This window comes from Geodermatophilus sp. CPCC 205506 (assembly GCF_051383635.1).
GTDB lineage: Bacteria > Actinomycetota > Actinomycetes > Mycobacteriales > Geodermatophilaceae > Geodermatophilus.
This window is the reverse complement of sequence record NZ_JALPKP010000002.1, coordinates 29,124-51,503: the sequence shown is the minus strand read 5'-3', so window position 1 is coordinate 51,503 and position 22,380 is coordinate 29,124. Positions and strand designations below refer to the sequence as shown.

Below are 22,380 nucleotides of genomic sequence, written 5' to 3'. Positions count from 1 at the left end.
TCGTGCTCTACTCGGCGAACCAGGCCTCGAAGTCGGGCCGCCGCGATGTCTCCTGCAGTTCGATGCGCACGCCGGCCTCGGTGAAGTAGGCGAAGCGAGCGGGCTCGCGTCCGCTGTCGGGATCGACGCCGTGGGCCTCGGGCACCGCTCCTCGTTCCAGGAGCGCCGCCGAGACGGCGGCCAGGTCGTCGACCCACCACGCGAGGTGGTGGAACGCCTGGCCGTCGGACACCTCCCACGGGCTCCCGGACGCCGACGAGATGAGCTCCATCCGGAACGGGTCGTGCGTGGAGAAGCAGACGTCGACGTCGACCTCGCGGACCAGCCCGGACGGGAACTCGCGGTAGGTCTGGTGCCGCGTGCGGATCGGAGTCCAGGTCCACCCGTACCGACGCGTCATCAGATCGGCATGACGCCGCACGTCGTCCACCACGAGTGCGACGTGGAAGGGGCTGTCGGACAGCTCGGGGATCACGGGGTGCTCTCGAACGGCTGCGGCGCCGCGAACGCGGGATCGACCTCGTAGCCGCCGCACGCGAACCTGATCGAGGTCCGCAGGTTGGCGGGATCCCTCGTGGGGGCGAGCTCGGCGACCAGGGTCAGCGCCACCCGGGCCAGGTGGTACGCCAGCCTCTGGGCGGCCGCCTCCGCGTCGCCCGCCTCGCAGGCGCTGAGGATCGCCCGGTGTTCCTGCGCGGCCAACGCGTAGGCGCGCGGCTGGGTGGACTGCAGCCGGCGATACCTGGTGGTCAAGGCGTTGTACTCGTCGAAGGCCGACACCAGGCTGGGACCCGCGAGACTCACCAGTCCCCGGTGGAAGGCGACGTGGGGCACCTCGCGCTGCGCGAAGTCGCCGACCCGGTCGAACTCGTCGATCGCATCCAGGTGCGACCTGAGCATCTCCAGGTGCGCGGGCGTCATCTTCGGGACGGTGATCCTCGCGCCCAGCGACTCCATCGTGATCCGCATCGTGTACAGGTCGTCGAGGTCGTCGAACGACATCGGGCGGACCCGGAGCCTCTGCTCCCTGACGTCGACCAGGCCGTCCGCCTGCAGCAGCCGGAGCGCCTCGCGCAGCGGCGTCCGGCTCACGTTGTGGTCGCGGGCGAGCGCCGCCTGGGTGAGCACCGCGCCCGGCTCGATGTCCCCGCTGAGGATCGACTCCCGGAGCACCTGGTGCAGGTAGGTGACCCGGTCCGGGGAGGACTCCGACTCCAGCGCGGGGCTCGACACGCCACCGAACGTAGGAGGTGTATCCAACCGGAGTCAAGAGTGGATGCAGCAAGTCGCTGCACGACCGAGCGCCGGCGCTCGCCAAGGCGGCGAACTCGGGGATGGAACCGCCGCTTCGCCGACGTCCCGCGCGGACGGGCGGCTCGGAACGGTGAGGGCTGCACACAGGTCTGCCCATCGCGGGATACACCGCTGCCCGTTCGGTCCGCCGGTGTCCACCCCGGCGTCCGGAACCGTCCGGACGTGACGCGGTCGTGACGTCGGGATGACGGCCCGGATGGAGGGTGCTGCCATGGGCCGCAGGCTGACCGCTTCCCCACCGTCACCGGCCGTCGAGGCCGAGATCGCGCTCGCCCGAGCCGCCGACCGGGCCGTCGCACGCGTGCTGACCACGCCCGACGTGCCCGAGGACGCGGCCGTCGCCCGGGTGCTGGCGGACCTGGCCGACGACGGCGGGGCCCGGGGCGCCGGCGACCAGCCGCCACTGGTGGCGCTCGACGGGCTCGAGGTCACCCAGGTGGTGCAGGACCTCGACCACTCGGTGCCCCTCGTCGCGGGCAAGGCGACGGTCGTGCGGGCGTACCTGTCCTGTCCGCAGCCGGTCACCGTGCGCGGGGAGCTGGAGGTCGCCCGCTCCGCCGGCGGGCCGTGGCTCTCGGTTCCCGCGCTCGGCACGGCGGAGCTCGACCCGTCCCGGTCGGGGACGACACCGGCCCAGCTCCGTTCGCGGCGCGCCGACCTCGCCTGCAGCCTGAACTTCCTGCTGCCGGCCAAGCTCACCGCGCCCGGCACCGTGTGGCTGCGGATGGGCGAGGTGCAGCGCGCCACCGGCACGCCGCTGCCGTCGCTGGGGAGGCTGCGCCGGCGCAAGGTCGCGTTCAAGCGGGCCGCCCCGCTGCGGCTGCGGCTCGTCCGGCTGCGCTACCGGACGGGCAGCCCCGCCCGGGTCCACCTGCCCTCCGGCACCGACGGCACGCTCATCGCCTCCTGGCTGCGCCGGGCCTACCCGATCGCGCGGCTGGACCTGACGACGACGACGGTCGACGCCGCCCCGGCCCCGGAGTTCGAGGCCGCGCAGATCAACGCCCAGCTCCTCGCCCTGCGGGCGGTCGACGTCGCGACCGGCACGGACGCCCGCACGCACTACTACGGGATGGTCGCCGACAGCGGCTTCTTCATGCGCGGGCGCGCGTCCGACATCCCGCAGACGCCGCGACCGGGCACGGTCGCCTCCGGTCCGACCGGCGCGGCGACCTTCGGCTGGGACTTCGACGGCTCCTACGGCGACTGGTACGGCGGCCACGAGCTCGGCCACACCTTCGGCCGGTTCCACGCGGAGTTCTGCGGGGCCGCCGGCGGCGCCGACTACCCGTTCCCGGGCGGCCAGCTGTCCGGTCCCGACCAGAGCTTCGTCGGGTTCGACGTCGGCGACCCGGGACTGGGGCTGCCGATGCGGCTGCTCGACGGGACCGATGCGCACGACCTCATGACCTACTGCGACGACCAGTGGCTGAGCTCGTTCACCTACCGCGGCATCTTCGACCGGCTCGTGGCGGAGAACGCCCTCCCCGCGGGGCGCGGACCGGATCCGGCCGGCCCGGGCGACCTGCCGGCGATCGGCAGGCGGGAGGCTCCGGAGATGCGGCTGATCGCGGCGGTCAACCTCACCCGCGCCTCGGGGTCGATCACCGCGGTGCTGCCCCTGGCCGGGGAGGCGGCGAGCGACGCGGAGGGGCGGGCCGGAGCCCACGACGTCACCGTCCGCATCCGCGACGCCGCGGGGGCCACCCTCGACGAGCGCCCGGCCGCGTTCGTGCCCAGCGCGTGCGAGGACCCGGACGAGGACGTCACCGGCGTCGTCGACATGGGCCTCCCCACGCCGGCCGGCGCGGCCAGCGTCGAGGTCCTGGTCGACGGGGCGGTGGTGGACAGCCAGCCGGTCGGCGGCGAGGCGGCCCCGCTGGGAGCGCCGGCCGGCGACGATCTCGGCGCGGATCTCGACGCGGCGCCCGGCTCGGTCGTGCTGCGCTGGGAGGCGCCCGACGCACCGGCCGGCCAGCGGTACGTCGTCCAGCTCCGCGACGACGCCGGCGGGACCTGGCGGACGGTCGCGGTCGGCCTCCCCGAGCCGGTCGTGAGCCTGGCCGTCGACGACGTGCCCGGCGACGAGGTCACCGTGCGCGTGCTGGCCACCACGGGCTCCGGGACGACGCTGGTGCGCACCGACACGGTGCGGGTGCGCTGACCCGGCGACCGGTAGCGTCCGGCAGGTGCCGGACGCCGCGGTCCAGCGGGACGCCGTGCGACGGCGGCTCGACGCCCTCACGTTCGGGCTGTTCACGGTGGCTCTCGGCACCAACATCCCCACGCCGCTGCTGCTGGTCTACCGGCGCACCCTTGGCCTGTCGGACGCCGACCTCACCGCCGTCTTCGGCTGCTACGCGGTCGGCCTGATGGCCGCGCTCACCGTGTCCGGTGCGGCGTCGGACCGGTTCGGACGGCGGGCGCTGGTCCTCCCGTTCGCGGTCGTCGCCGGACTGGTCTCGCTGCTGTTCCTCCCCGCAGTCGACCACCTGCCCCTGCTCTACGCGGGCCGGCTGCTGCAGGGCGTCGTGTCCGGGGTGGTGTTCTCCGTCGCCAACGCGTGGCTGCAGGACCTCGCCGGTCCCGACGGGCAGCGCTCCGCGGCCACCCGCGGTGCGGTGTCCACGTCCCTCGGCTTCGCCGTCGCCCCGGCGATGAGCGGGGTGCTCGCCCAGTACGGCCCCGCGCCGACGACCCTGCCCTACCTCGTGCACGTCGCCGTCCTCGCCGTCGGGGTGGGCGCGCTGGTGACCGTTCCCGAGACCGTGCACGTCCGCCGGCCGGGCCGGCTGATGACGCTCGGCCTGCCGCCGGAGGCGCGGCGGCCGTTCTGGGCGGTGCTGGCGCCCACCGCCGTCGGGGTGTTCGCGTTCCCCGCCATCGCCGCGACCCTGCTCCCCCTGCTCGTGGTGCCGGACGGCGTCGGCGTCGCCTACGCCGGGTTGATCGGCGGGCTGGCTCTGGCGGCCAGCGCGGTCGCGGCCCGCGTCGGGCGGCGGGCGGAGCGGGGCGCCGCGCCGCTCGGGATGGTCCTCGGTGCGCTCGGCCACGGCCTCGGCGTGGTCGGGATCGTGACGCACGCCAGGCCGCTGCTGCTGCCGGCGGCGGCGCTGCTCGGCGGCGGGGCCGGGCTGTGCCTCACCGCCGGGCTGACCCTGACCGCCCGGCTGGCGCCCCCGCACACCCGGGGCGCGATGAACAGCGCGTTCTACGCCTTCGCCTACGCCGGCTTCGGGACCCCACTGCTGCTCGCGTGGCTGGGCTCGGCCGTCGGCACCGTCCCGGCGATGTCGGCGTTCACCGTCGTGCCGCTCGCGCTCGCCGGCTGGCTCTGGGCAGCGGCGCGCCGGTCGTGACCCGCCTGGCCGGGCGCCCGTTCACGGGATGGGGACGCAGAGGAAGGTCATCGCGAAGCTGCTCACGACGACGCCGGAGAGGTCCAGGCCGTCGATCGTGTACGGCCCCGCGAACTGCCCGACCCGCAGGCGCGGGCATAGAGGACCGGCACGGGCAGTCCGACCTCGAGCCCGGTGTGCGGGAACTGCAGCCCGCGCTCGCCCGCCGTCGCGTTGACGAAGGAGGCCGAGGACCCGCCCGGGACGTCCTGGAAGTCCATCGCCGCGAACGTGAACCCCGGCCCCAGGATGGTGTCGTCCGGGAAGAGGGTGAAGTCCGCGCACAACGTGAAGGCCATCGCACACCCCTCGCTGCCGGTCACCCGCCGATGCCCGGCAGGAACTGGTCGCTCTGATCGTCACCGTCGGGCATCACGCGTGCGTCGCCGGTTCGTCATCGGCCGTGCGAGGGGGCGACGGTGGTGCCGCACCTCGCATGCCGGCCGCCCAGTCGGCGTTCTCCTTCGACGTCACCGCCCACAGGACGGAGTTGAGCAGCTCGCGACGGGTCGAGCTGACGTCATAGGGAACGACACCGGCCGCGAACGAGAACCCGTGCTGGCGCAGGGTCTCTGCCGTCGAGCGGTAGGAGATCCAGTGCGGATGGAGCTGGAAGACCTGCTCGATGCCTTCGGCGACCACCGCTCCGGCGGCCAGCGAGGCGGTCAGCACCGCAGGGGCGCCTGCGGCGGCCAGGACGGTGACGGTCGCACCGGCCGCCAGCGTGATGGTCTTCAGCGCCAGACAGGCACGTCGACTGCGCGCGGCGGCTCGGTCGTACCACCGCAGCCGCGCCTCGAACTGCTGCCACAGCAGGTCCCGGCCCTCCGGATCGTGACAGGGTGCCGGGAGGCGGCCGGTCAGGTCCCGCCAGTCCTCGGGGCGGCGCCGGCTCCTTCCTCCCCCTCGACCAGCAGCCGCGGACACGTCCTCCCCTTCCGGCCGGAGTTCACGCGAGCGGCAGGGCTTCCACCTGCTGGAGCAGGCTCCGGCGCGCGGCCGCGATCCGCCTCAGGCCGCTCTCCGCCGCGAGCACTCCCCGCAACCCCCGCTGGAGGACCGCCCCGCCGGCCGTGCGGACGGCCGCCTCCTGCGACTCGGGCGGCGCCGTGTCGGCGACCGCGGGCCGCGCCGACCCCGCGGTGTAGAGCGTCCGCAGAACCAGCTCGACGCCGTCCAGGCGCCCCCACAGGTAGTCGTTCTCCCGCCACTCCGGCTTCACGAACCCGGCGAAGTGGTGCAGGGACACGCCCTTGAGCTTGCCGCCCTCCGGCGGGACCAGCGCCCCCGCGGCCAGGGGGCTGAACTGGGCGACACCGATGGGTGAGAACTGCGGGACCTCCGACAGGGCGACGGTCGGGAAGATGAGGCCGTCCCAGAAGGGGAAGGCCAGGTACCGCGACAGGAGCGCGCGGCGGTACGTGCGCCCCCAGCCCTTCGTCGAGGTCTCGAAGGCCTGCCACAGCTGCGCACCGCCGTCGCCGAGGCGCCGGGTGAGTGAGTCTCGGTAGGCCTCGAACAGCTCGGGGAAGTCGTCCGCGTGTTCCTCGGCGAACACCTGGGGGTCCTCGAGCAGGGCAGGGTCGACTCGGTCGGCGGAGAGGAACTGCACCAGGGCGTCGGGCACGCCCGCGACGGCCTCGCCGGGGACCCGGTGCAGCTGGTCCATGAGGTCCCAGGCCAGCCGCTTGAGCGTGTCCAGGTCGCTGCGGGTGGGGGCGTGGGGGCCCTCGCCCAGGCAGTCGTACAGGTCGTTGACGCCCGCCAGCAGGAACAGCAGCCGCCGCTCCCGGTAGGGCAGGTCGACCGGACCGAGCATCTCCATGAGCCGCGTCGGGTCGGGATCGTTCCACTCCTCGCGCCCGCGGGCCCACGCCCCGATGGCCGCCCGCACGAAGGCGGTGCGGCCGGCGTCCGGTGGCCAGACGAAGCGCCGGGCCACCTCGTCGGCCATCCGGCGGGCCGCCGCCCCCGCCTTGAGCCGGCAGTACGAGGCGTACGACGCGCCCAGTTCCCGCTGTGCGCCCCGGTGGACCTCGTCGGAGACCGCCTGGAACCCCTCCCTGCTCACCTCCCAGCTGAGCGCGTCCTCGTCCGCGCGGGGAACGGCATCGTCGAGCAGCCGCTGCGCCTGGGCCATCTGGTTGGCCGCGATCGAGCCGACCTCACTGATCCGGGTGTTCAGGTCACGGAGCGCGAAGAGGTCGCGCAGGACCCCCTGGGACCCGCGCACGCCGAGGACCGCCTTGCCGACGCCCTGGAGCCAGGACGGCGCGGGGGGCGGGGCGCCGCCGGAGTCCGCGGGCGGCGCGGTGGCCAACGGCTGGCCGGGATCGGGCTGGATGTAGATCAGCGACCGGATCACCTCGGACTCGGCCCGCTTCCGGCCGATGGCGTGGACCACCAGGTCGAACGGGGCGTTGTCGAGGACTCCGCCGTCGACGAACCAGGCGTTCACCGCCCGGGCGCCCTGCTCGTCGTAGCGGTAGACGAACCGCTGCGACAGCGTCTCGCGATCCATCCGGGTGTCGCACTCCTGCCCGAAGGACGTGACGCTGACCGGGGCGAACGCCCCCGGGAAGCTCGACGTCGCCCGGGCCGCGAAGGCGAGGTCCGGCGTCGCCTCCGGGCCGAACTCGCCGGTGTCGCCGTACCGGGCGGAGAACCGGAGCACCTGGGCGTGCTGCCGGTCGCGCTGGCTGGCGCCCCCCGCACCCGACGGTACGAGCACCTGGAACCCGTGCAGGTCCGTGAGCGTGACGAACAGGTCGAGGGATCCGGACCGCGGCAGCAGGGTCGCGTCGCCCCGCGCACCGACGTCGATGTCCCGCATCGCTTCGATCAGCAGGCGGGACATGCGCTCTCCGCGCAGCGGAGAGGTGGCCTTGTCGCTGCCGAAGAGCTGCAGCCCGGCCAGTCGGAGGCCTGCCAGCGCGGCCCGCAGGCGCAGGCCCCCGACGCGCGGGCCGCGCAGCAGTTTGCGGAGGTCGCCCTCCTCGATCCACAGCTTCCGCAGGCCGTCCTGGTCCCCGTCGCGCGCCAGGACCTTGCCGAGGACGACGCCGTTGATGCCCCCGGCGGAGGTGCCGGCCACGATGTCGATGGTCACCGACAGCCGGCGCCCGCCCTGCGCGAGCTCACGGAGGGCCTCGAAGTAGGCCGCCTCGGTGTCGTCGTCCGGGAACGGGTTGGGCGCCTCGAGGTCGTCGACGTCGTCGAAGCGGCGGGAGGCCCGCACCAGCTTGTGCAGCTCCTTGGTGACCCCGTGCATGTAGACGGCGAGCGAGACACCGCCGTAGCAGACCAGGGCCAACCGCAGCTGGATGCGGTCCTCGGGACGGCCGGTCGTCATCGCGGTTCCCTTCAGCGGGCCCGCAGGACGCGGCCGGCGACCAGCTGGTCCCCGTCGAAGCCCGCGAGCCGGACCGTGGTGGGGGCTGCCGCGGTGGGCAGGTCCACCTCGGTGGTCCCGTCCGTCACGGCCGAGGACACCGCGGGCCGACCGTCGACGTAGACGTCCACGCTCGAGAGGGCACGGGTCTCGAGGGTCAACCGGAGCGTGGCGCCGACGACGCCGGCGGTCGCGGACAGACGTCGCGGCCGGCTGCCGGCGAGGATCCGCCCGGCGTGCGCCATGAGGTCCTCGTTGTCGCCGAGGAGGTCCCGCCGGGTGAGCTCGTGGACCTCGTCGGGGACGACGCCCAGGTCCTCGACCGGCTGCCCCGCCCGGGCGCCCACCCGGAGGCTCCGCCGCAGGGCGACCCGGAAGTCCGCGCCGCCGGGCAGGGCTCGCAGTGGACCACCGGTCCACTCCTGCAGCAGCTGCCCGTGCTGGACGACGTTGGCCCCGCCGGCCCCGGTGTTCTGGTCGACGCCGAGCACCCGCCCGATGCCGTGGTCCTGGAACCCGGCCGAGAAGATGTCCGTCGCGCTGTAGCAGAGCGCGTCGGTCACCAGGACGACGGGGCCGTGGTACAGCTGGCCGACCGAGTTGACCAGGTCCGTCGGGTAGAGCGGGATCGCGCTGGAGTACTGCGCCCCGGTCTCCACCGACTCGTCGATGGACCGCCGCCAGGACGCGTAGTCGTCGACGGCGGCGCACAGCTGCGCGGTCCCCGGTGTGGTGACGAACTGCATCGGTTCGGGCTGGACGAGCTGCGGGGTGAGGAACTGCAGCAGGAACTCCGCGGCGATGACGTATCCCCCGCCGTTGCCCCGGACGTCGAGGACCAGCCCCTCCTCGGGCAGCACGGCCAGCAACCGCACCACCTCGTCGAGGAACGCCTCGATGTCGCGGTCGGCCATGAAGAAGGTGAAGATCCGCAGGTGGCCGAACCGGCCCGACGACGTCGTGATGACCCGGGCCCGCAGTTCGGCCGGTCGGGTCGTGGGGATCACCCCGGCCTCGGCCTGCCCCTCCGTCGGGGGCGGCACCTCCTCGGCTGCCGAACGGACCCGCTCCTCCTCGGCGAGGGACTCCGGCGCGAAGAACTCCCGCTTCGCCCGCCGGGTCAGCTCGGTGCGCAGGTCGAGCCCGACGAGGTGGTCCAGGTCGACGCCGGTGCCGAGGGCACCTGCCCGGGTGCCGCGGGAGGTCGACGGCGCCGCCGCGGTGACCCCCACGCCGAAGTCGCGCACCTCCCGGGCACTGGCGAACACCCGCCACGGCACCCGGGTCTCGTGGGTCGTGGAGCCGCCGTCCCCCGCCGGGACGCGGTACGTCAGCTCGACCCAGTCCTCGTCGGGCGGCAGGGACATGCGGACCGGACGCATCGTCATGTTCTCGAGGCCGCGGGCGCGGCGGGCGGCCGGGTTGCTGCCGGCCTCGCGCTCGGCGTTGCGTTCCACCGCGATGGCCATCGGGACGCCGTTCCAGTGGGTGATCTCGGCGCCGCGGACCAGGTGGGGGTCGCCCACGATGTGGTCGTAGACCTGGGAGACGAGCCAGCGGTCCTCGCCGGACTCGCGGTAGCGCTCGACGAAGATGCCGAGGAACGCGAAGCCCTCGTACCCCGCCGGCAGGATGTAGTTGGTGTGCAGGTCGCGCAGCTGCTGGAAGATGCGCAGCAGCTCGCGGTGGAACGCGGCGTCGCTCATGGTCGCCAGCCGGTGCCGGAGCAGGCGCAGCGACTGCTCGGGGTCGATCGCGTGCATCGCCCGCTTGAGCGGCAGGTGCACGTAGACGCCGTCGACCAGCGCCTCGGCCTGCTCGACCAGGAGCCGGCGGTCCGCCTCCGACATCGTCGCCTCGGCCAGTCCCGCCCGGAACTCCGGCATCGTCCGGACCGCGCCCAGCGGGTGGTCCTCCGCCAGCTCCACCCGTGGCACCCCTGTCATCCCTGCCTCCTCCGCTCGGACCCGGACGAGCCTGCGTGCACGAGCGTCACCAGGCCGTCACCCCGCTGTCACGGGTCCGGCCCCGTCGGCCCCTCCGCAACCGGGGCGGCGGAGGAGCCGCTCCCCCGCGGGCGTCGACGCCCCGTCGTAGGCGGCACGGCGGGTCACCCGGCCGCCTACTCCGTCCTCATCCGCGCCTGGTACTCCTCCTTCGTCGCCCACCGCTCCACGGACGCCAGCCGGCGCCGCTCGAGCTCGGCGAGGCTGCTCTCGGGCGCGGCCACGACGAGGGAGCCGGCGGAGCGCTCCCACACGTCGAGACCCAGCGGCAGGTCGAGCAGGTCGGCGACGCTGCCCCCCGCGGGCGGCGTCAGGCGGGCGATCCAGATCTGCTCGGCCGCCGCCATCCGTCGCTCCCGCCGGTCCGGGTCCGCCGTCGTCAGCCCTCGGGTGCCGCCAGGACGTGCCGGATGAACTCCAGGGCAGCGGGGCGGTTCTCCTCCCAGCACGGCTCGATCTGGTCGGCCGGGAGGATGAAGCCGCCGTCCATCGCGGAGGCCGGCCGCAGTTCGATGGTCAGGGACGGGACGTCGTACTCCCCGTGCGTCCAGTCGGTGGTGTCCCCCGCGGTCGGGTACAGCTGCGAGGACTGCTTCGCCGTGTACGTCTCCCCGTGCACGCCCTTGACCAGCTGCGCCATCTCCTCCGCCAGGCTCCGCATCTCACCGAGGTCGGCCGCGTCCCTGATCGGCCCGGTCGTGTACCCCCACGGGTACAGGATCAGCTGCGAGTAGCTGTGGTAGGTGAGGACGCCGCCGAAGCGCTGCCGGGCGACGAGGTCGCGCACCGCGCGCACCTCCGGCTCGGAGAAGGCGCGGGGGCCGACGTAGGTCTGGTCCGCGGGGACGTGGCTGGCCGTGTTGGTGTCCAGCGTGCCCCACATGTAGCCGTAGTTGCGATTGGGGTCGACGCCCACGGTGCCGTTCGGGTTCCGTCGCCGGTTCTTGCGCCAGAGCCGGTTCTCGGTCCGCGTGTGCTCGTGCCCGTCCGGGTTGACCATCGGCACCACCCAGACCTCACCCTGCTGCAGCCACTGCTGCACCGGGTCGGAGGAGGAGTGGTCGAGCAGGTGCTCGGCGAGCCGGTAGGGCACCTCGACGGAGATCCACTCGCGCGCGTGGTGGCAGCCGAGGAAGGCCACCCGGCGATCGCTCCCCCGCCGCTCGCCGAGGCGCAGGGCCCACAGCGGCCGGCCCTCGACGCTGCGGCCGATCTCGTGCAGCTCGGCGATCTCCGGGTGCCGCTCGGCCAGCTGCCGCAGGTCGGCCTCCAGGGTCGCCACGGTGTGGTAGCCGGCCGCCGCCGCGTCGGTCGCGAACCGCGACACGTAGCCCTCGGTCACCTGCAGCTGCTCGACGGCGTACCCCATCGACTCCAGCCGGCCGGCCTGGGCCTCCTCGAGCTGCAGCACCATGTGCTCGGGGGTGACCTCCCAGACGTCCAGTCCGAGCGGGGCGGTGAGCAGCCCGGCGAGCGGGGCCTCGGCACCCGTGGACGTCACCCTGGCGACGATGCCGGTCATCGGTCCTCCCGCGGCGCGGTGGTCAGCGTGCTTCGACGGCGCGCGCCACCAGGTGCTCGAGCACCTGGCGGGTCTTGCTCTCGGGCTTCGCGCCGGGATCGGCCGGCAGGGGCAGGGAGCGCACGAAGTCGGTCAGGGCGGCCTGCGTCCGGCGGGCCTCCGCCAGGTCGGCGACCACCGAGAACTCGAGGAAGTCGAGGTCGCCCACCGTCCACCGCTCGGCCCGGAGGCCGAGCTCGGCCGGGGCCTCGGCGACCTTCTTCCACCGCGTCGCGGTCACCGGCGGGAGCGCGGTGAGGGTGGCGAGGTTGACCGCCGTCCCCGCGCAGTCGCGGAGGAAGTCGAGCTGCTCCCGGGTGAAGAGCTCCGCGACCGGCCGGTCGCCGCCCCCCGCCTCCCGGATCAGGGCGCCGGGTCGCTCGTAGGTGTGCGACGCCGCCAGCAGTCTCCGGTCGCCCGACCAGTCGGCCTCGACCTTGAGCTCCCACTTGTCGCCGTCGTCGGTCTCGCCCTTCTTCGCGGCGAGCCAGTGGTCGGTCAGCTGGGAGCGCCGGCACGGCCGCAGCTTGATCGTCGCGTCGTCGTCGCCGTCCCGGTCGCGGGCCCGCAGGATGACGCCGAGGTCGAGCAGCGGCGTCCCGGGACCGCTGCCCGGCGTGACGTCCTCCCAGAACCAGATCTGCCACGGATCCACCGAGGGCAGATCGAGCGCCTGGACGGCGGGACCGGTCTGCTTCCCGCCGAGGGTCACCTTGATCTCGACTCCGTCGAAGCGCATCTCATCCTCGTCGTCGTGCGTGGACCGCCAGCGGTGGACGACGGGAGGGTAGGGAACGCCGCATCACGGCGCCGTCACGACGCCGTCACCCAGCACCCGGCCGCGGACATCCCGCGCGGGGAGTCCGTCCCGCACCGCACTTTCCGCGCGGAAGTCCACTCTCCGGCCGGGCTCAGGGGCCGACCGTGACGTCGACCGCGGCGGTGAGCAACACCTGCGGGACCTCCGCGAGCAGCGGCAGCACCTGCGCCCGGTACGGCTCCTGGCCGAAGCGGCCCATCCACGCCTCCGGGCCGCCGGTGGTGTCCAGCTGGAGCGCGAAGCGGTACGCACCGGGCCGGTCCGGCCGGAAGGTGCTGAAGGTGGACAGCGGCAGGCCCCCGCCGTCCGACCGCGCCGACGGGTCGAACTCCTCCCCCGGCCCCAGCAGCCGGAGGTCCTCCGGTCGCACCGGCCCCACCAGGGGGTCCTCGGCCGCCGGCGGGCCGGCCACCTGCTCTGCACCGCGGAGGACGGCGGGCCGGTAGTGCGGCAGCCGCGTCGCGGTCTCCGACCCGTCGAGGACGCGGGGCATCCGGATCGGCGCCGCCCCGGTGTTGGTGATCCGCACCTCGACCGGCACCGGGACACCGACGGGGTGCGGGCCCGCGGCGACGTGCAGGGCGAGGTGGACGCCGTCGCCCCGGCCCGCGGCTGAGACGGTCACCCGGTCATCCTGGCCCGCCGGACGGCGCTACCGGCGGGCGGACCGCTTCGCCCCCGAGCGCGGGGCCGACTCGCCCTTCCGCTGCCCCGGGATGTCCTCCCGCCGCGCGGGCGGCTCCTCGCCGGTCAGCGCGGTGACGGCGGCCGCCGTCGCCTCGGCCTGCTGCCGGATGGTCTCCAGCACCGCGGGGTTGAGCTTCTTCTGCGCGAACACGTCGACCATGCGCTCGGTGACCTCCCGGGCGCGCTCGGGGTTGCCGGCCCTCGCCTCGGCCATCGCCAGGGTCCGCATCGCGGTGTTGAGGGTGATGTTGTCGACCCCGCCCGCGCCGGTGGACGCCTGCTCCACCTCGGACAGCAACCGGATGCTCTCCCCGGGTTCGGCGTCGTGGACCCGGAGGACGCCGTCCGCGCCGAGGTCCTTGAAGTCCCGCTCGGCGTTGACGCCCTTCACCAGCCGCGCGTAGACGGCCAGGGGGTGCCCGGCGTGCTCCTCCAGCACGGTGTCGAGCGCGGTGTTGCCCTGCCGCAGCAGGTCGCTGCTCGACCCGAGGAGGGCCAGCACCTGCCCCTGTTCTCCGCCGAGCAGGAGGTCGCCGATCTCCTCGTCCTCGGCGGTCAGCGGCCGGCGGACCCGCAGCTCGGTGGGAGCGGAGAGCACGCGGGACCCGTCGGTGCCGGAGTAGACGGCGCGGAGGGTGTAGCGGCCGGGCTCCTCGAACAGGTGGCCGTCCCGGCCGAACCCGATGTAGGCGCTGTCGTAGACCGCCGGCCGCCCCGGGTCCAGCAGGAGCCGGCGGTCCTCGTCCACGCAGTGCCGCAGCAGGGGCCGGAACAGCACCGTCCGGCCCGACGGCTGCCGGACGGCGACCGAGACGAACTCGTCGTTCGGGTGCAGATAACCGTGGGTGGTGGTGCCCCGCAGGTCGGTGGCGCTGAGCTTGATCTCCACCACGACCGGCTCGCCGTAGGCGAACGCGGGCCGGGCCCGCAGCTCCAGCGCGAGGCCGGACCGGTCGGCGACGGGTTCGGCGAAGACCTCGGGGTCCAGCTCCGTGTCGGCGGCGCCCGTGCCGAACGGGTTGGCACTCATGACGACGTCCCGGTAGAAGCCGTGCCGCAGGTGCACCGTCTCGTTCGTCGTGAACTGGAACGGGAACGCGCTCCAGTACGCCTGCTCGCCGCCGGGTGCCGGAGGCGGCGGCTCGTACCGCCAGGGGTAGTTCATCCACGACAGGTCGCCCAGGCCCGCGTTGGGGCCGAGCGGCGCGGGCGGGCTCGCCCCGTTCTTCTGCCAGGAGTGCAGCAGGTTGAACGCGTGTCCGAGCTCGTGCACGTAGGTGCGCAGCGCGGCGCGCCGGCTGGCCGGGTCCTCGCCCTTGATCGCGTCGTAGAAGACCGCGCAGCCCTGCCGCTGGAACGCGTCGGCGTAGTCGAACATGATCCCGCGGTAGCCCTGGTCGTGGGCGGTGGCGACCAGCAGCCACACCTGCCAGCGGGGGGCGTCGGCGAACAGGCTGAAGTGCTTGGCCATCGCGTTGTGCAGCTCGCTGTCGCTCCACCGGGGGGAGGTGCCGGCCCCCGCCTCGGAGAGCGGCAGCACGTTGACCATGCCCGAGGACAGCAGCTGGACACCCGCGTCGGCGTACGCCTCGGTCACGCCGAGGACGCGCGCCGGGACGCCGGGCGGCCGGGGCAGCAGGCCGGTGTCGTAGGAGACCAGCGGGACGGCGCCGGCGACCGAGTCCTGCTCCCACACGACCGTGCGGAACCACGGCGAGGCGAACGCGCAGGGGAAGGTCGCGCTCGGGCCGGCGGCCTCCGGGCCGCCGGGCGCCGGATCGCCCGCCACGGTCGAGAACCGCAGCAGGGCCGGCGCCCGGGCGGCTCCCGCGGGCACCCGCGGGACCACCACCGTGACCAGCCGGGCGGTCGCGCCCCAGGTGAACCGGCCACGGCCGCGCACGCGGACCAGGGCGGGCGTCTCGGTGATCTCCGGCGTGTCCACGACGAACGAGCCGAAGTAGCTCGTCGTCGCGCCGGTCGTGGCGAAGAAGTCGCCGCTCACCCGGCGGGTCGGCCGGTCGCCGTCGACGTCCACGCGCAGCTCGACCTGCCAGCCGGCGACCGTCGCCTGGTAGCGCCCGCTCACCGCCGCCCGCGGCACGGCGGCGGCCGGGCCGTCGCCGGGTGCGCTCGAGGACGGGGCGCCGGGGTCGAGGGCGTCCTCCGGCGTCCCCACCAGGCCGTCGTGGACGGTGGGGTCGAGGGCCATGGTCATGGCGGGGCCTCCCCTGCGGTCGCGGCACGACCAGCGTCGGCAGGCACCGTCACCGCGCCGTCACCGGCGCCCGGCGGGGCGCCGGTGGGGGCTCAGGAGGCGGCGAAGCTCTCGACGACGCCGGCCAGCGACGTCGACGTGGCCGGCGGTGCCACCGCGCCCACACCCATGCCGCGCTTGGCGAACCCGGCCCACACGTCGGGCAGGTCGCCCGGGTCGAGTGCCGTCACCGCCGTGACGATGCCGTCGCGGGCCTGGGTGAACGTGGGCATCGACGGGGTGAGCTTGAGCCCGCCGATGACGTACTCCAGCACCCGCCGCTCGGCGTCGGCGTGGCCGTGCCGCTGCACGAGGTTGACGAAGACCTCCCACAGCGCCGCGCACCAGATCTCGCCGGCGTTGTGGACCGCGCTGTTCGACCCGCCCCCGTTGGGGTTGCGCGGCGGGCCGGCCGGCAGCACGACGCCGTCGCTGATGTGCCGGAACGTCAGGGGGTTCTTCGCCGTGTCGACCGAGTACGGGTAGCGCCGGATCGAGAAGTAGTAGTTGTCGGTGAACCCGGGGGTCAGGTCGGTCCACCCGCCGACCGGGAAGACGCCCCCGGCGAAGTCGTCGCCGGCCTGGGAGGTCATGCAGATCGCGAAGAAGTCGCCCCAGCCCTCCCCCATCGCCCGGCCCTGCCGGTTGGCCAGGCCGCTGGCGTTGCCGACCAGCCGGTTGGTCACGTAGTGACCCATCTCGTGGAAGGTGATCAGCGCCTCGTGGTTGCTGGTCCGGGACGGGCTGATCCCGCGGAACTCGAACATCTGCATCCGGGGGCTGTCGCCGTCGGCCGGCGTCTGCATGTTGGCGTTGTCGGTGCCGCTGAAGTCGTTGCCCTCCGCGAGGACCGGGTCGCCGCCGAGGCCGCCGGCCCCGAAGTTGTCCTGCTGCGCGTTGCCGGCCGCCTCGTCGAACCCGGCCTCGTACCAGCGGTCGTGCAGCCAGTTCACGTGGAAGAACATCCCGACCAGGCTGGCCTGCAGGTTCTCCGGGTCGGTCGCCGGCTTCGCGTGGTCGTAGACGTGGTCGAAGACGTGGTCGCCGGTCACCTCGCCGAAGACGTCGCCGGGGCCGAGCCCGTCGGGTGCGGCCAGGTCGGCGTAGGCGGTGCAGTTGTTGCCCACGGTCGTCGTCGCGCCGTCCGGCAGCCACGGCCGGCCGGGCAGCAGGCCCTCCAGCGTGACCAGGCGCTCGGGGATGGTCGGCGCCTGGAACCCGTCCGGCACGCCGGTCGGGTGCGGCGAGCCGGGGGCCGGCCCGTCCTCCGGCCGGCACACCGCGTCCTCGGTGTTGTGGACCCGGTAGCCGAAGGCGACGTCGGCCCGGAGGTTCTTGCGGAACAGCACGTCCGGTTCGGCGGCGGCCTCCACGACGTAGCTGAAGGCCGGGAACGTCCGGATCCACAGCTCCAGGTAGTAGGCCGGGCTGAACGTCTGCGCGCCGAGCGGGAAGAGCACGTCCTTGATCCGGACCGGGCGCTCGAACGCCGGCCGCTCCTCGGTCGCGGGTGCCTCGCAGCGGTAGCTGCGGTACGCGCCCGGCCCGCCGGACCCGCTGTCGTTCCGGACGAAGGAGGCGGCGTCGTACTCCACGCCGGTGAGGTCACGGGCCGCGGCGGCGATCGCCTGCTCCGGCGTGATCCCGCCGGACCGGTCGGCGCGGGAGGCGTCCGCGGCGCCGGGGAAGAACTGCCCCGCCACGGAGACGACCTCGTTGTCCGGGCTGATCGCGGCGGTGACCTCGGAGTTGAACACCTCGACGCCGTCGGCGCGCTGCACGAGGTGGGCGGTGCGCAGCCGGGAGCCGCTGACCGACTCGACCGCCACACCCGCGGCGTCCTGCGGCGACAGGCGCCAGAGGCCGCCGTGCTCGGACATGAACCGCCCGACCGCCTCCTCGGGGGACCCGCCGGCCCGGTCGGCCGGCGCCGCGGCCGGCGTCAGGCCGGCGATCCGGTTGGGGAGCCCGGTGGCCTCGTCGAGGTCGACCTGCACCCCCTCGCCGACGGGTGCCGGCGGCGGCTCCTCGGCCACCGTCGGCGCGCCGACCCGGGTCCGCCGGACCCCGGGGTCGTAGAGCGCGTGGAAGTCCTGCGGCAGTTCCCTGGTGGCCATGTCGTCCCCCTGTCCGGGCGCCGGGCGCCCTCGTCGTCGTCCCCCGTGAGAAGGCCGGTCGGCCGGCCGTCAGCGTCCGGTGCCCGCGCCCACCGCGACCGGTGCGGTGGTGGGCCGGCCGATCCGCAGCGGCACCTCGGTCACCCGCGGCTCCCGGTCGAGGTAGGCGACCAGCCGGCGGGGCGCGTACCTCGCCCGGCGGTCCTCGCGCCGCCGGACCGCGCTGGAGGCGACCGACTCCGAGGCCGGGTCGTGGGCGCCCACCGGGCGCGCGTAGGGCCGCACCAGGCGGAAGAACCACCGCCGCGAGTCGTGCAGCTCGCCGAGCGGATCGGGGTCGACCGGGAAGGTGCGGCCGTCGAAGCTCTCCGGCCCGCCGTCGGCCGGACGCCGGTAGGCGTCCTCCCGGAACGCCAGCCCGCAGGACCGCGCGCGGTCGAGCATCCACAGCAGCGCGATGTCGGCCAGGGCGGATTCCCGGTGCCCTCCGCCGACGTCGCAGTGGTCGCCGCTGAACCACACCTGCTCCACCCGCCGGCCCCCCTCGACCGGCGCGGGGTCCCAGAGGGCAGGTTCGAACGGCCGGCGCCGCTCGTCGATGGCCAGCGCCTGGAAGGCGGCGTCGACGATGCCGCTCAGCTTGGTGTCGTGGAACTCCCACCGGCGGTTGACCAGCCCCGCCAGCCCCAGCCCGACCGACGGGATGCCCAGCGACCCCACGGTGTCCCAGACGCCGAGGAAGCGGACCCTGGGCTCGGCGCTGTAGGACCGCCGGAACAGCTGCGACTCGATGTCGCGGGGGCGCACGGCGCGGGTCCGGTAGAGCGTGTAGGCCTCCTTGAGCCGGCCGGCGTGCTCCCGCCGCAGGACGCCGCAGTTGCGCACCAGCCCGACGGTGCTCCGCGCCGTGTACGCGCCGCGGCTGAAGCCGAGGAGGAAGATCTCGTCGCCGGGCTCGTAGTGCTCGACGAGGAACCGGTAGGCGTCCTGCACGTTGCGCGACAGCCCCACGCCGAACGCGCCGCCGCGGATGCGCTCCCCCGGCTTGGTGCCGACCCCCTGCTGGTAGTAGACGCGCTGCTCGACGCCGTCCTCGTCCCGGGCGGCGATCCCGAGCGCGACCTTGCTGACGTTGGTCGGGCACAGGTGGCCGTCGCGTTCCTGGTCGGCGGTGTTCCAGGTGCCGTCGCAGCACAGCACCAGACGCTTGGGCATGGCCCCTCCTCGGCTGGTCCGGTCACCTCCGGGCCGCTGCACGGACGCTAGGAGGGGTCGCGTCACGGCACCGTCACGCGACCGTCACGCCGGGCCGTCGCCCCCGGCGCCGTCGCCTCCGGCGAGCGTCTCGGCGACGAAGGCGACGTTCATCCGGAGGATCTCCATCGCCAGCTCGGTGTCCAGGGCCGGCAGCGTGTCCTGCTCGGTGTGCACCCGCGCGTTGGTGCCGTCGGCGCCCTCGATGGTGAGGACGGCGGGGATGCCGACGTCGATGAACGGCACGTGGTCGCTGTTGGCCGGGCTGGTGCTCGTGCTCACGGCGAGGCCGGTGTAGGTCGCCGCGGCCCGCGCCAGCGCGTCGACGACGTCCTGGGAGACGGCGGCTCCCTCGAGCAGCACCCCCGCGGCCGGGGTGTTCCGGCCGGCGATCATGTCCATGTTGACCACCGCCCGGATGCGGGCCCGCTCCGGGCCGGCGAGCTCCGCGACGTAGCGCCGGCTGCCGAACAGCCCCTGCTCCTCGCCGCCGAACAGCACCAGGCGCAGGTCGAGCGCCGCCTGCGAGTCCCCGAACACCCGCGCGAGGGCGAGCACGCCGGCGCTGCCGGACGCGTTGTCGTCCGCCCCCGGCGCGGGGGCCTGCGACCCGAGCCGGTTCACCGAGTCCAGGTGAGCGGTGACCAGGACGACGTCCCGGGGCTCCGGGCCGGTGCCGAGCCGGTCGGCGATGACGTTGCGGCAGCGGCCTCCGCCGCGCGGGACCGGCTGGGTCGTGACGGCGTACCCCGCCGTCTGCAGCTGGTCCGCCGCCCGGCTCGCGGCGGTGTCGAAGTCATCGCTCGCGGAGTGCCGGGTGGGGTGGCCCACCAGGGTCTCCAGGTCGGCGGTCAGCCCGTCGCGGGACAGCCGGTCCACGAGGCAGCGCACCTCGTCCCGCTCCTCCGGCGCCCGGTCGAGGACGGGTGCGGCGGCGACGACGACGGAGCCGCCGGGCAGCGGCCGCATCGACCAGCAGACGCCGTCGCCGGTCCCCAGCCGCTCCGCCGCCGCCGGCTCCAGGTCCACCACCAGGTTGCGGCCGGTGTCGACCAGCACCGGCACGTCCGGGTGCTCGGTCTGGAACAGCCGTCCGTTCTGGGTGACCAGGAACAGCCGCTCGGCGGCGTCGGCCGCGTGCACGTGCACCCGGCCCGCGCGGGGCGCCTCCCCGGCGTCGGCCGGCGGCGCGTCCCCGGTGACGACGACCTCGTCCCCCAGCCGCGTCCAGGCGCTGTCCGGGGCCGGACCGCGGGCGTCCTCCCCCGTCGTCCCCTCCACGAGGGCCCGCACGAGGGGGACGAGGTCGGGCAGCTCGGCCACTTCGCCGCCGGTCCCGCCCGGCGGCCGGAGGTGGACGCCGGCCATCCCCAGCTCCCGGGCCGCCCGCACGTGCCCGGCGTTCTCGGTGACGAAGAGGACGTCCGAGAAGGCGAGCGCGGGCTCGGCCTTCGCCACGGCGGCCCGGAAGACAGCCGGGGCGGGCTTGCGCACCCCCACCTCGGTGGAGAGGGTCACCCGCCGGGACAGCGGCTCGAAGAACCGGCGGATGCGCAGCTCGTCGAGCAGGGCGTGGTACTCCGCGACGATCTCGGGGACGTCCGCGGGGTCCGCCGCGTCGCGGAAGTCCGACAGCAGCCCCAGGACCACCGCCGGGCGCCCGCCGGCGCACAGGCCGGTGAGCTCCTCGAGGGTCTCCAGCGCTCCCGGCCTGAGGACGCCGTCGGACTCCAGCGTGTCACCGAGGTCGAACAGCACCATCTTCACCGGCCCCACCCCTTCCCTGACCGGCCGGTCCCCCGGCTCTCCCAGCCGCCGCCCGTGTGGGCGAGGGTCGCTGTCCGGGTCACCCGCCCGGCGCCCCGGCGGGCGCGGGGGCGGTCACCGGGCGGGGCCTCGGGACACCCGCGCCCCGGCCGCCGCCCGCGAGGCGCGCCTGCCCCCGGGCGACCAGGTCCTCCATCTGCCGGGTGGGCGGGACGCCGAGCTCCCGGAGGAGCGCGTCCCGGAAGGCGCGGTAGGCGCGCATCGCCTCGGCGAGGTTCCCCTCGGCGAGGTGGACCCGGACGATCGCCCGGTGCGCGCTCTCGCGCAGCGGCTCGTCCCGGACGGCGGCGTAGGCCGCCTGCACCGCCTCGCCGTGGCGCCCGGCGACGACCAGCTTGTGCGACAGCACCTCGAGGGCGTGCATGCGCAGCTGGCGCAGCCGCTCCCGCTCCAGGAGGACCCAGTCGTCGTACCAGCCGGGCAGGAGCTCTCCGGCGAGGGCCGTCGCCGGCGTCTGGATGCGGTCGACCCGGATGCCCGGGTCCAGGACGGCGTGCGCCCAGTCGACGAACTCGCGGACGTCGACGGAGACGCCCTCGGCCAGCGTGACCGCGCCGCCGGACACGTCGACCAGCCCCGGCACCGCCTTCTGCACGCGCCACAGCGCCGAGCGGAGGCTGCCGTGGGCGTGCGTCTCGGGGACGTCGGGCCAGAGCTGGCCGGCGATGGCCCCGCGCGCCGGGCGTCCGCACAGGCTGAGGTGGGCGATCAGGCGCTGGACGCCGTGCGGCAGGCCGCTCACGGTCGACTCCGCGCGGACGTCGTCGACCGAGACCCGGAAGCCGTCGAGCAGGGAGACGCGTGCGGTCGGAACGTTCATGAAGCCCCTCTCCAGCCCTCTGGGCGGTCGGCGGGTCTCTGCACGGCGTGGTGACGAAACGCAATCGTTCCGACACGGCCTGGCGGGCGTCAATGGACGTTGGACCCTGATCACGGGGCCGCGGGCGGGATCCCGGGCGGTCAGGAGGCGATCCGCCGCAGCCGTGGAAGACCCTGGACCAGCCCGGTCATCCGCGCGGTCGGAGGCACGCCGAGCTCGTCGCTCAGCAGGTCGCGGAACACGTCGTGGGCGCGGAGCGCCTCGGCCACGTTGCCCTCGGCGAGGTGCACCCGCACGACGGTGCGGTGGGCGCTCTCCCGCAGCGGCTCGGCCCGGATGGCCAGGTACGCGGCCTCGAGGGCCGCGGCAGGACGACCGGCGGCAGCGAGGCGGGCCGCCACGGTCTCCAGCGCGTGCAGCCGCAGCTGCTGGAGCCGGTCCCGCTCCAGGAGGACCCAGTCGTCGTACCAGCCGGGGAGCAGGTCCCCGAGGAGCGCCGCGTGCGGCAGCGTCACCCGGCCGGTTGCGGTCCGGGGATCGCAGACGCGCTCGGCCCACGCGTGCAGCTCGCGCACGTCGGTGCCGACGCCGGCGGCGAGCCGGAGCAGGCCGCCCGACGCGTCGACCAGCTCGGGCGCGCACCGGCGCAGTCGCCACAGGGCCGACCGCAGGCTGGCCTGGGCCCGGTCCTCGGGCACGTCGGGCCACAGCCGGCCGGCCACGGCCGCCCGCGCCGGCCGGCCGGCCAGGCACAGGTGGGCCACCACCCGCTGCACCGCCCGGGGCAGCTCGCCGGCGACCGGGGCGCCGGGCGTCCGTGCGCCGCGGACGGAGAACCCGTCGAGCAGCGTGACCCGCGGCCTGCTCGCGAGGACCTGGTCCATCGGCGTGCCCCTCCCCAGTGCGGTCGTCGACCAGCAGAGGCGGG

General features: G+C 74.8%; 18 protein-coding genes. 2 read left to right on the top strand and 16 right to left on the bottom strand.

Annotation, left to right across the window (positions count from 1 at the left end; all coding sequences use genetic code 11):
• Window positions 1-7: 7 nt before the first annotated feature.
• Window positions 8-475, bottom strand: a complete 468-nt coding sequence (locus MY520_RS01655; protein ID WP_436689425.1) for a VOC family protein — start codon at window positions 473-475, stop codon at window positions 8-10.
• Entirely contained in the window at window positions 472-1,233 is a 762-nt protein-coding gene (locus MY520_RS01650; RefSeq protein ID WP_436689423.1) for a GntR family transcriptional regulator, read from the bottom strand. Before MY520_RS01650 ends, MY520_RS01655 begins: the two co-directional genes overlap by 4 nt.
• Before the next feature lie 292 nt (window positions 1,234-1,525).
• On the opposite strand from MY520_RS01650, the gene MY520_RS01645 reads away from it, so the two are divergent.
• Both MY520_RS01645 and MY520_RS01640 read left to right on the top strand, forming a co-directional pair.
• Window positions 1,526-3,478 carry a fibronectin type III domain-containing protein gene (locus MY520_RS01645; RefSeq protein WP_436689421.1) on the top strand — a complete coding sequence of 651 codons (1,953 nt, stop codon included), beginning with the start codon at window positions 1,526-1,528 and terminating at the stop codon, window positions 3,476-3,478.
• Between the two features lie 25 nt (window positions 3,479-3,503).
• Window positions 3,504-4,673, top strand: a complete 1,170-nt coding sequence (locus MY520_RS01640; protein WP_436689419.1) for an MFS transporter — start codon at window positions 3,504-3,506, stop codon at window positions 4,671-4,673.
• A gap of 62 nt (window positions 4,674-4,735) precedes the next feature.
• Here the strand turns inward: MY520_RS01640 and MY520_RS01635 are convergent, their stop codons facing one another.
• The 14 genes from MY520_RS01635 to MY520_RS01570 form a co-directional block, all read right to left on the bottom strand.
• Complete coding sequence (locus tag MY520_RS01635) at window positions 4,736-5,011, bottom strand: hypothetical protein (protein WP_436689417.1); 276 nt, start codon at window positions 5,009-5,011, stop codon at window positions 4,736-4,738.
• 73 nt (window positions 5,012-5,084) lie between these two features.
• A complete protein-coding gene (locus tag MY520_RS01630) occupies window positions 5,085-5,639 on the bottom strand; it encodes a DUF4231 domain-containing protein (protein ID WP_436689415.1) in 555 nt (184 codons plus the stop codon).
• A 22-nt stretch (window positions 5,640-5,661) separates the two neighbouring features.
• Entirely contained in the window at window positions 5,662-8,064 is a 2,403-nt protein-coding gene (locus MY520_RS01625; protein ID WP_436689413.1) for a patatin-like protein, read from the bottom strand.
• An 11-nt stretch (window positions 8,065-8,075) separates the two neighbouring features.
• Window positions 8,076-10,049 carry a S41 family peptidase gene (locus tag MY520_RS01620; protein WP_436689411.1) on the bottom strand — a complete coding sequence of 658 codons (1,974 nt, stop codon included), beginning with the start codon at window positions 10,047-10,049 and terminating at the stop codon, window positions 8,076-8,078.
• Window positions 10,050-10,225: 176 nt separating this feature from the next.
• A complete protein-coding gene (locus MY520_RS01615) occupies window positions 10,226-10,456 on the bottom strand; it encodes a hypothetical protein (protein ID WP_436689409.1) in 231 nt (76 codons plus the stop codon).
• Between the two features lie 32 nt (window positions 10,457-10,488).
• Window positions 10,489-11,631: a M14 family metallopeptidase gene (locus tag MY520_RS01610; RefSeq protein ID WP_436689407.1), complete on the bottom strand. Its 1,143-nt coding sequence runs from the start codon at window positions 11,629-11,631 to the stop codon at window positions 10,489-10,491.
• A gap of 22 nt (window positions 11,632-11,653) precedes the next feature.
• Window positions 11,654-12,409: a hypothetical protein gene (locus MY520_RS01605; protein WP_436689405.1), complete on the bottom strand. Its 756-nt coding sequence runs from the start codon at window positions 12,407-12,409 to the stop codon at window positions 11,654-11,656.
• A gap of 172 nt (window positions 12,410-12,581) precedes the next feature.
• Entirely contained in the window at window positions 12,582-13,115 is a 534-nt protein-coding gene (locus MY520_RS01600; RefSeq protein WP_436689404.1) for a hypothetical protein, read from the bottom strand.
• Between the two features lie 27 nt (window positions 13,116-13,142).
• On the bottom strand, window positions 13,143-15,395 hold the full coding sequence (locus tag MY520_RS01595) for a hypothetical protein (RefSeq protein ID WP_436689402.1): 2,253 nt from the start codon (window positions 15,393-15,395) through the stop codon (window positions 13,143-13,145).
• A 92-nt stretch (window positions 15,396-15,487) separates the two neighbouring features.
• Window positions 15,488-17,551, bottom strand: a complete 2,064-nt coding sequence (locus MY520_RS01590; RefSeq protein ID WP_436689400.1) for a M36 family metallopeptidase — start codon at window positions 17,549-17,551, stop codon at window positions 15,488-15,490.
• 69 nt (window positions 17,552-17,620) lie between these two features.
• Window positions 17,621-18,766, bottom strand: coding sequence for a DUF2235 domain-containing protein (locus MY520_RS01585; RefSeq protein ID WP_436689398.1), 1,146 nt, complete (start codon window positions 18,764-18,766; stop codon window positions 17,621-17,623).
• Window positions 18,767-18,850: 84 nt separating this feature from the next.
• Window positions 18,851-20,566, bottom strand: a complete 1,716-nt coding sequence (locus tag MY520_RS01580; protein WP_436689679.1) for a M20/M25/M40 family metallo-hydrolase — start codon at window positions 20,564-20,566, stop codon at window positions 18,851-18,853.
• Between the two features lie 85 nt (window positions 20,567-20,651).
• Window positions 20,652-21,452, bottom strand: coding sequence for an AfsR/SARP family transcriptional regulator (locus tag MY520_RS01575; protein ID WP_436689396.1), 801 nt, complete (start codon window positions 21,450-21,452; stop codon window positions 20,652-20,654).
• A gap of 140 nt (window positions 21,453-21,592) precedes the next feature.
• On the bottom strand, window positions 21,593-22,336 hold the full coding sequence (locus MY520_RS01570) for an AfsR/SARP family transcriptional regulator (RefSeq protein WP_436689394.1): 744 nt from the start codon (window positions 22,334-22,336) through the stop codon (window positions 21,593-21,595).
• Window positions 22,337-22,380: the final 44 nt, after the last annotated feature.